Source organism: Flavobacterium sp. (assembly GCF_003525665.1).
GTDB lineage: Bacteria > Bacteroidota > Bacteroidia > Flavobacteriales > Flavobacteriaceae > Flavobacterium.
This window is the reverse complement of the sequence record NZ_DQDX01000224.1, coordinates 5,986-14,933: the sequence shown is the minus strand read 5'-3', so window position 1 is coordinate 14,933 and position 8,948 is coordinate 5,986. Positions and strand designations below refer to the sequence as shown.

10 protein-coding genes are annotated in these 8,948 nt (G+C 32.3%); 8 read left to right on the top strand and 2 right to left on the bottom strand.

All coding sequences use genetic code 11. The features are described from left to right. Positions 1 to 242 precede the first annotated feature (242 nt). Genes DIU01_RS15520 through DIU01_RS15500 form a run of 5 tightly spaced genes read left to right on the top strand, consistent with a single transcriptional unit; the run spans position 243 to position 3,443 of the window. A complete protein-coding gene (locus DIU01_RS15520) occupies positions 243 to 842 on the top strand; it encodes an LUD domain-containing protein (protein WP_290836043.1) in 600 nt (199 codons plus the stop codon). Positions 843 to 844: 2 nt separating this feature from the next. Beyond that, complete coding sequence (locus DIU01_RS15515; protein ID WP_290836041.1) at positions 845 to 1,735, top strand: phosphatidate cytidylyltransferase; 891 nt, start codon at positions 845 to 847, stop codon at positions 1,733 to 1,735. After that, entirely contained in the window at positions 1,725 to 2,375 is a 651-nt protein-coding gene (locus tag DIU01_RS15510; protein WP_290836039.1) for a phosphatidylserine decarboxylase family protein, read from the top strand. Before DIU01_RS15515 ends, DIU01_RS15510 begins: the two co-directional genes overlap by 11 nt. Further along, the gene (locus DIU01_RS15505) at positions 2,376 to 2,651 is read left to right on the top strand and encodes an acyl-CoA-binding protein (protein WP_290836037.1); all 276 of its coding nucleotides are present in this window, start codon (positions 2,376 to 2,378) and stop codon (positions 2,649 to 2,651) included. A 9-nt stretch (positions 2,652 to 2,660) separates the two neighbouring features. Further along, positions 2,661 to 3,443, top strand: coding sequence for a superoxide dismutase (locus DIU01_RS15500; protein WP_290836035.1), 783 nt, complete (start codon positions 2,661 to 2,663; stop codon positions 3,441 to 3,443). A gap of 157 nt (positions 3,444 to 3,600) precedes the next feature. Here the strand turns inward: DIU01_RS15500 and DIU01_RS15495 are convergent, their stop codons facing one another. Further along, complete coding sequence (locus DIU01_RS15495; RefSeq protein ID WP_290836033.1) at positions 3,601 to 4,644, bottom strand: RluA family pseudouridine synthase; 1,044 nt, start codon at positions 4,642 to 4,644, stop codon at positions 3,601 to 3,603. Continuing rightward, on the bottom strand, positions 4,634 to 5,257 hold the full coding sequence (locus DIU01_RS15490) for a PASTA domain-containing protein (protein WP_290836031.1): 624 nt from the start codon (positions 5,255 to 5,257) through the stop codon (positions 4,634 to 4,636). Before DIU01_RS15490 ends, DIU01_RS15495 begins: the two co-directional genes overlap by 11 nt. An 81-nt stretch (positions 5,258 to 5,338) precedes the next feature. On the opposite strand from DIU01_RS15490, the gene DIU01_RS15485 reads away from it, so the two are divergent. From DIU01_RS15485 to DIU01_RS15475, 3 genes are all read left to right on the top strand, one after another. Then, positions 5,339 to 6,325: a D-alanine--D-alanine ligase gene (locus tag DIU01_RS15485; RefSeq protein ID WP_290836030.1), complete on the top strand. Its 987-nt coding sequence runs from the start codon at positions 5,339 to 5,341 to the stop codon at positions 6,323 to 6,325. A gap of 260 nt (positions 6,326 to 6,585) precedes the next feature. Further along, positions 6,586 to 7,038 carry a pantetheine-phosphate adenylyltransferase gene (coaD, locus tag DIU01_RS15480; protein ID WP_290836028.1) on the top strand — a complete coding sequence of 151 codons (453 nt, stop codon included), beginning with the start codon at positions 6,586 to 6,588 and terminating at the stop codon, positions 7,036 to 7,038. A gap of 40 nt (positions 7,039 to 7,078) precedes the next feature. Beyond that, entirely contained in the window at positions 7,079 to 8,596 is a 1,518-nt protein-coding gene (locus DIU01_RS15475; protein WP_290836026.1) for a carboxypeptidase-like regulatory domain-containing protein, read from the top strand. Positions 8,597 to 8,948: the final 352 nt, after the last annotated feature.

Genomic DNA, 8,948 nt, shown 5'->3' with positions numbered 1-8,948 from the left:
AGATAAGTTAATGCAACTTGCCGATATTCTTATAGGAAAAGAAGTCATTTTTAAAGACGATTTAGAAACAATTTTCGGAAAAAGACCTTTCGGAAACGACACCGAAGAAACGACAGAAGTTTTAGCTTAAACGTTACTTAAAATAAAATATTAAAAATCTTAATTCAAAAAATGCTTTTGAATTAAGATTTTTTTATCTTTGAAGGTTTTCAAGTGATAAAATACCAATTCTATTATATTATATGAGTCTTTTCAGAAAATTATTTGGTTCTAGTAACGATGATTCCGATGAAGGAAACCAAAGCGAATATAACGCTCCAAAAGCAATCAATTTACCTGTTGATGAATTATTTACGTTCAATTTTAAAAAAAATGGAGGTAAGTTTATTTATTGCGAAAATCTATCAGAAGTGAGAGACCAATTCGAAAATATACTCGAAGAAAACGACTGGTTTGAAGGTGATGCTTTATGTTACGATCCTAAGTTATTTAGTTTATTAGAAGAAAATAAATTAAACTATACAAATCCAACGCAACCGAACTTTTTCTTGGCTGGTTGCGAAAATTTAATTGCAGACGAAGGTTCTGTATTATTTTCATCCAATCAAATTAAGCAAAAGAAACCAAACGAACTTCCAGACAACATTGTAATTCTTGCCACTACAAGTCAGATTCTTGAGACTAAAAGTGATGGATTGCGTGTTATAAAGAAAAAATACGACAAAGATTATCCAACAAATATTACGACTATAAAATATTTTGAAAAGGTACAAGATGAAGATTTCTTGACCTATGGAAGTTCTGCTAAAAATCTTTATTTGCTTCTACTAGAAGATTTGTAAACATGAATGAAACTCTAAAACGAGGAATTTCTGGAGCTGTCTATATTGTTTTATTACTCGCTTCTATCCTATTTTCTAAAGAAAGTTTTTTTATTTTGTTTGGGATTTTCCTAATCATTGCTGTTTATGAATACTGTGCCTTAATTCAGATAAAGAAATTTTTTCCTATAGTATTTGCGCTTCTTTTTTATCTATCGATTACATTGATAAGTCATTATAGAAAAGAAACCGTTACTGCATTAAACACCAATTTTAATGGAAGTTACGAATTAAATATAAACACCAATACATTAAATTTGGTGCTACTAGTTATTACTTTAGTTACTTCTATTAAGTGCATTTTGTTTTTGTTTTATGATAATGTTCAAAAAATAAGTACTTCGTCAAAATACTTGTATTTACTTGGTTACATCATTCTACCTTTTATATTCATCACCAAAATTTCATTTGGTATCAACGATTATAATCCTAAAATTATTATCGGATTGTTTATTTTGGTTTGGACTAATGATACCTTCGCATACTTAGTTGGAAAATCTATTGGAAAAAATAAATTATTCGAACGCATTTCTCCTAAAAAAACCATCGAAGGATTTCTCGGAGGCGTTATATTTGCAGTTATTGCAGGAGTTTTAATATCAAAATATTACATTGGAGCAAGTCCAGAATTCAGTCAGAAATCAATATTAATTTGGATTACAATCGCGCTTCTTGTTGGAATTATGGGAACCATTGGCGATTTAATAGAATCTAAATTCAAACGAATAGCTGAAGTAAAAGACAGCGGAAAAATAATGCCAGGTCACGGAGGCATCTTAGATCGATTAGATAGTGTTATATTTGTAGCACCATTTGTATTTTTATTTTATCAAATTTTAAGTTATGTTTCATAAAGAAGGCGCAAAAATCATCCTGATTTCAACTACATTATTTGTGGTTTTATTACTTTTATCTCCACAGGTAATCACCAATTATTGGATTTTAAAATCATTTCAAGTAGTATTATTATTGCTTTTAATCACAGTTTTACAATTCTTTAGAAATCCGAAAAGACATTTAGAAGTAAACGATCATACTATTATTGCTCCAGTTGATGGAAAAGTGGTTGTTATCGAAGAAGTATTCGAACCAGAATATTTTAAAGATAAAAGACTGCAGGTTTCTATTTTTATGTCGCCTATAAACGTACACGTTACGCGTTACGCAACAAGCGGAAAAGTAAAATACAGCAAATACCATCCAGGAAAATATCTTGTAGCTTGGCATCCAAAAGCGAGTACAGAAAACGAAAGAACAACTGTAGTAATTGAAAACAGAATTTTTGGCGAAATCATGTACCGACAAATTGCTGGTGCTTTGGCAAAACGAATTGTAAATTATGCCGAAGAAGGAACGCATGTTCGTCAAGGTGAAGATGCCGGATTTATAAAATTTGGTTCTCGTGTTGATTTATATTTTCCGCTTGGAACAACAATTAACGTTCAATTGAATCAAAAAGCTGTTGGAAATAGAACTATAATTGCAACTAAATAAATGCAAGAAAAAGATTTAGATACTCGATTTGAAGAAGCTGTTGAACAAGCTAATGCCATGTCGCAATCTCAATTGCCGCAGGACATTCAACTCCGACTTTATGCTTTGTACAAACAATCTACAATGGGTACAATTGATGTTAGGGTTTCTCCTGTTTATGATTTAAGAAATGCATTTAAAATGAATGCTTGGATGCAAATAAGTCATTTATCTATTGAAGAAGCCAAAGAAGAATACATAACAATGATTACCGATTTAGTCAAGAAAAATAAATAAATTATCCCTATGAAAGTTCTTAATCAAAAAAGCGTTTTGCTAGTATTGACGCTTTCAGTAATTATTTTAGCAACATCTTGTAAAAAAAAGAAACTAACCGAAGTCGTAGAAGTTCCGTTACCAACAACAGAACAAAAAATGACTATTGGCGATCCAGAAGACGTGAAAGCTGCCGAAGGTGCGTTTAATGTTGTAAAACTTCCTTTTAAATACGATGCCTTCGCTCCTACCATTGACGCAATGACAATGGAAATTCACTACTCAAGACATTATTTAACGTACACCAATAATTTAAATAAAGCTTTGGCTGGAACCGATTTGGCAACGCTACCAATTGAAGAACTTCACAAAAAGTTAGACATGAGTAATGCCGAACTTAGAAATAATCTCGGCGGATATTACAACCATTCCTTATATTTTGAAATTCTAACTCCAAAAGGCGAAGGCAAACCTAAAGATTCGTTAGCAACAGCAATCGATAGAGATTTTGGTTCTTTTGACACTTTTAAAGCGTTATTTTCTGATGCTGCCAACAAACAATTTGGTTCAGGTTGGGCTTGGTTGGTTGTTGATAAAGCTGGAAAATTACAAGTTACAAGTACGCCAAATCAAGACAATCCTTTAATGCCAAGTCAAACTATTTCTGGAAAACCTATTTTAGCCATTGACGTTTGGGAACACGCGTATTACCTTGGTTATCAGAATAAAAGAATGAAATATATTGATGCTTTTTTTGATGTTGTAAATTGGAAAAAAGTGGGTGAAAAATATGATGAAGCTATAAAGAAGTAGTTTACCGTTACTCCTGACAGCAATGGAAATCCTTTACATAAAAAAACCTGTTTCGCGTTGAAACAGGTTTTTTTATGTAAAGATTGTAATGGATGGCAGGAAAATGTCCCGAAGCTTCGGGATACAAAAAATGCCAAAAGTTTAGGTTCTAAAAATACTAATCGTCCTCTTCTTCTGAAGCCACATTTTTAGAATAGTTTCTCCATTTTTCTATAACATCGTGCATATCTTGTGGCAATTCGGTGTCAAATCGCATGTATTCTTTAGTTGTAGGATGAATAAAACCCAATGTCTTTGCATGCAACGCCTGACGTGGTAAGGTTTTAAAACAATTGTCTATAAACTGCTTGTACTTAGTAAATGTGGTTCCTTTTAGAATCAAATTTCCACCGTAACGTTCGTCATTGAATAACGTGTGACCGATGTGTTTTAAATGCACACGAATTTGGTGTGTTCTACCAGTTTCTAACTTACAAGAAATTAGTGTAACATAGCCAAAACGCTCGAGAACTTTGTAATGAGTAACGGCTGGTTTTCCAATTTCTGGATCGGCAAAAACGGCCATTTGCATTCTGTCTTTTACGTGACGAGCAATGTTTCCTTCAATTCTGCCTTCATCTTCTTTTACATTTCCCCAAACTAGCGCGATGTATTCTCTTTCGGTGGTTTTATCTTCAAATTGTTTTGCCAAATGCGTCATTGCAATTTCGGTTTTGGCAATTACCAAAAGTCCTGAGGTGTCTTTATCAATTCGATGCACCAATCCTGGTCTTTCTGAGCTGTTTAAAGGCAAATTCTCAAAATGATAGGCCAAGGCATTCACCAGAGTTCCGGTGTAATTTCCGTGACCTGGATGCACTACAAAGTTGGGTGGTTTGTTTATCAACAATAAAGTATCGTCTTCATAAACAATATCCAACGGAATATTCTCTGGATCAACTCGGTTTTCAAACGGTGGATGCGCCAATAAAATACGAACCACATCAAGCGGTTTCACCTTATAATTGGATTTTACAGGAACATCATTTACATAAATATCGCCGTTGCTCGCCGCATTCTGAATTTTATTTCGGGTTGCATTTGGAATCATTAACATCAAATATTTGTCAATTCGCAAAAGTGCTTGACCTTTGGCAACCTCATATCTGTAATGTTCGTAAAGTTCTTCTTCTGGTTCTAAAACCTCGTTATTATTGTTCATTTGAAATGCTATCTATTTGAATTTCAGTATTTGGAACAGTGTCTAATTGACTTTCGTCAAATACTACTTTTCCGTCTCCAAGAACTAAATCTACTTTTGTATTTTTTAAAACCTTCTCTCCTGCTTTGATTTTCTTACCACCAATCCACATTTCAAGAACCATATCTTTTCCTAAATAAGGAACGTATTTTATAGAACCTTCTTGCAAACCGACCGCTTTTAATGTTGGAACGGCTTGACGGTAGGTTTTCTCAATTAAATCTGGAACCACTACCATTTTGAAAGTAGAAGCATTCAATTTGATGTAAATCGTTCTTCCGCCTTTTACCTTTGAGCCTGAAGTTGGTTCCTGTTCAACAACAGTCAACTTTGGAAAATCTGATCTATAATCAACAGTATCAATTATTTGATAATCTAAATCTAATTCGTCTAGCTTCTCTTCTACTTGCTCTGGATTTAGTTTACTCAAATTGGGAACTGTAATTTCATCGCCGTGATTGGTGATAAAAGTAATCCAATGAAAAAACAAATACGCAAGAACTGCCACAATTGCAAGTGCCGCTAAAAGTTGCGCTAAAAAGACACGACTTGTGATATATTTTCTGAAACTCATAAAATTAGTATTTGACGCAAAGATATAATTTTTAGTTTCAACAATTATGCTAAATTTGTATTGTATTAAAAATTAAAATCAATGAACGTAGCCGTTGTTATGGGTGGATATTCAGACGAATCTGTGATATCTTTAAGAAGTGGACAATTAATCTTAAACAATTTAGATAAATCAAAATATCAAGTATTTGAAGTTCACATACTTTTAAATAACTGGTATTGTTTAATCAACGGCACAAAATATCCTATTAATAAAGCAGATTTTTCTTTTACAAAAGACAATCAAACTATTACATTTGATGTGATTTCGAACACTATTCACGGAACTCCAGGCGAAGACGGACACATGCAAGCCTACTGGGAATTATTAGAAATTCCTTATACTGGATGTGGATTTTATCAATCTAGTTTGACTTTTAACAAACGTGATACACTTTCGGTTTTATCAAAATTTAATATTCCGAAAGCCCATTCTATTTATTTATCAAAGGGTGATACTATTGATGGAAAAGACGTTGCTCAAGAATTAGGATTACCATTCTTTGTAAAGCCCAATCAATCGGGAAGTTCACTCGGAGTTTCAAAAGTAAATTCGTTGGACGATTTTGATAAAGCTTTGGCCTTTGCCTTTGCAGAAGACAATGATATTTTAATTGAATCGTATCTTAAAGGACGAGAAGTTTCGGTTGGTGTTATCAAATATAAAGGTGAAACCAAAGTGATGGGAATCACCGAAATTTTATCTGAAAATGATTTCTTCGATTATGAAGCCAAATATTTAGGAAAATCTGAAGAAGTTACACCAGCCAATTTATCGGATGAAATTAAAAATAGTGTAGAAGAAACTGCTAAGAAAGTTTATGAAGCACTTGGAATGTCAGGATTTTCACGAACAGATTTTATTATCATGAACGATATTCCGCATTTCATAGAGATTAATACCAATCCAGGTTTATCACCGCAAAGTATTTTTCCGCAACAAGCTGCTTACTCCAACATGCCAATGAGTGATTTGTTGGATAACGAAATTAGTTTAGCTTTAAAGAGAAAAGTAATTTGGAAGAAATAAAAAATCCGTTGTCAGTTGTCAGTTGTCGGTTATCAGTTTACTCGCAATAGATAACAGATTTCGGATAACAGATTACAGATAACAGATTTCAGATAACAGATTTCAGATAACAGATTTCAGATAACAGATTACAGATTTCAGATTACAGATTTCAGATAACAGATTTCAGATAACAAACAACAGTTAACAGAGAACCGACAACTGAGAACTGAGAACTGACAACCGACAACCGACAACAGAAAACTGACAACAACTAACCAATGAAAAAAGCTATATTCCCAGGTTCATTTGATCCAATTACAAACGGTCACTACGACATAATTAAAAGAGGTATTTCACTATTTGATGAAGTAATTGTTGCAATTGGTATTAATGCCGAAAAAAAATACATGTTTTCACTTGAAGACCGAAAACGCTTTATCGAAGAAGCTTTTAAAGACGAACCAAAAGTAAAAGTAATCACTTACGAAGGTTTGACGATTGATTTATGTCGAAAAGAAAAAGCCGAATTCATCCTACGTGGATTACGCAATCCAGCCGATTTCGAATTTGAAAAAGCCATCGCACACACCAACAGAAGATTGTCTAAAATTGAAACTGTGTTTCTGTTAACCGCTGCAAAAACATCGTACATTTCGTCAAGTATTGTTCGTGATGTGCTTAGAAATGGTGGCGATTATACAGTTTTGGTTCCGGATTCTGTTAGAATATAAATATCAAAATAATTTCAAATTATAGCATTAAATTTCAGCCATGAAAAAAAAATACAACTTTTCACTACTTTTTCTTTTTATTATTTGCACTGCTTTTGGCCAAAATATTACTGGAAAAATAATCGATTCCAATACTGGCGAAATCATTTCTTATGCTAATATTGGTATTAACGAGAAAGAAAATAGTATTTCTAATGAAGAAGGCTATTTTACTTTATCCGAAAACGGTATTGATGATAAAACTTCACTAACCATTTCTTGCATTGGCTATGTTGTTCAAAAAATAACGGTTGAAGATTTAAAGAAAATGCAGAATATTGTAAAGCTAGCGCCTAGTATATTTGAACTAAACGAAGTTAGTGTCTCAAACAAAAAGCTAAGTCCTTATGATATTATGGCTAATGTTAAGGCAAATTTTAAAACGAATTATCCTTCTAGTTCTAAACCTAAAAAAGACCTAATTTTCTTTAGAGAAAGCAATAATTTTAAACCAAAAATTCTAGATGTAGAAATTGATAAATCAACTGGATTCTCTAAAGAAGCGCTTAAAGCAGCCAATGCTCAAATGGCATCCTTTACGTCAAAATTAAAGACAAATCCTCCAAAACATTTCATAGATTTCATTTGTAATAAATATTCTCATGTTACAAAAAAGGATGGTAAAAATCTTTATATATCCAAAATGGAAGTAATGAAAGCAACTAAATTAAAGGATGCTAATAATGCAGTTGCTTTAGACGATTTAGAAAAATCAACAACAGATATTGTATTAAAACACCTTGATTCTACAAAATATTACAGAGTAAAAAGTGGCCTTTTTGGTTCTAGAGATACTATTACTTTACGAAAAGATTATAATCAGAAAAAAAGTAAAAGTGCTAAAAATCAATTAACTGCAGCAAAAAGCAAGCTAGATGTTTTCACTTACTCCAATAGTATTTCAAATACTTCTAAATATGATTTTATTCATGCACCAGAAAATTATGAGTATAAATATGAAGGCGCTTCTTTTTCTGACCAAGAAGAACTTATTTATGAACTAAGTTTCAAACCGAAGAAAAGTAAAGCCAAGTACAAAGGAACACTTTACATTTCTGAATCGGATTTTGCTGTTATAAGAGCCGATTACAAATTGGAAGAAGGCAAAAAACTGAACAGTCTTAATTTAAAACTGCTACTAGGAGTAAAATCATCAGAAAACATTAGTAATGGAACTGTTATTTACAAAAAGAATACTATTGACAATGGCTACATTCTGCATTATGCAGCTCAAGAATCTGGAAGATACTTTTATTTAAACCGACCTTTGAAATTTATTGAATTAACATCTGGTGAAAAAGATATTTTTGACCTTGATTTAAAAGTAGAAGGAAATTCATTTGAAAAACAAGAGTATTTAAACATCAATCATTCTGAAAGCAACGAATTGGCTATAGAAAATATCAAAGAAAAAGATTTTAATTATCTACAAATCAAGAAATATGATCCAAAAATATGGAAGGATTATAGCGCAATTGAACCAACAGCAGAAATGAAACAATTTAAATCTGAAGATTAATCTTCTTAATTAACTAAGTGAAATTTAGCACAAAAGTTATACTGAAGCATGCTTACAAAAAGATAAAAATTGGAATTTTTATTGGGCAACACCAAGTCAAAATAATTTAATGACGTTGAGTGATGAAATCAAAGCAGAACTTACGCCACCAAAATAAAAAACTATTTTCTATTTAACAAAACCTGCAATCTGCTACCTACAACCTAAAACCTAAAACCTACTACCTAAAACCTACTCCTCCTTCTTAACAACCTTCCGAGCAACTTCAATTTTAAACTTTTTCCCTTTCATTTTTTCATCGCGAATGTTTCCTAAAAGTTCTTTTACTTTTTTAGATTTTACTGCGGCAAAC

Bases quoted from the DNA above. Each gene is read 5' to 3' on its own strand.
- DIU01_RS15500 (WP_290836035.1), top strand. From the start codon at position 2,661: ATGAAAGTTCTTAATCAAAAAAGCGTTTTGCTAGTATTGACGCTTTCA.
- DIU01_RS15490 (WP_290836031.1), bottom strand. From the start codon at position 5,257: ATGAGTTTCAGAAAATATATCACAAGTCGTGTCTTTTTAGCGCAACTT.
- DIU01_RS15520 (WP_290836043.1), top strand. From the start codon at position 243: ATGAGTCTTTTCAGAAAATTATTTGGTTCTAGTAACGATGATTCCGAT.
- DIU01_RS15485 (WP_290836030.1), top strand. From the start codon at position 5,339: ATGAACGTAGCCGTTGTTATGGGTGGATATTCAGACGAATCTGTGATA.
- DIU01_RS15505 (WP_290836037.1), top strand. From the start codon at position 2,376: ATGCAAGAAAAAGATTTAGATACTCGATTTGAAGAAGCTGTTGAACAA.
- DIU01_RS15495 (WP_290836033.1), bottom strand. From the start codon at position 4,644: ATGAACAATAATAACGAGGTTTTAGAACCAGAAGAAGAACTTTACGAA.
- DIU01_RS15510 (WP_290836039.1), top strand. From the start codon at position 1,725: ATGTTTCATAAAGAAGGCGCAAAAATCATCCTGATTTCAACTACATTA.
- DIU01_RS15475 (WP_290836026.1), top strand. From the start codon at position 7,079: ATGAAAAAAAAATACAACTTTTCACTACTTTTTCTTTTTATTATTTGC.
- DIU01_RS15515 (WP_290836041.1), top strand. From the start codon at position 845: ATGAATGAAACTCTAAAACGAGGAATTTCTGGAGCTGTCTATATTGTT.
- coaD (WP_290836028.1), top strand. From the start codon at position 6,586: ATGAAAAAAGCTATATTCCCAGGTTCATTTGATCCAATTACAAACGGT.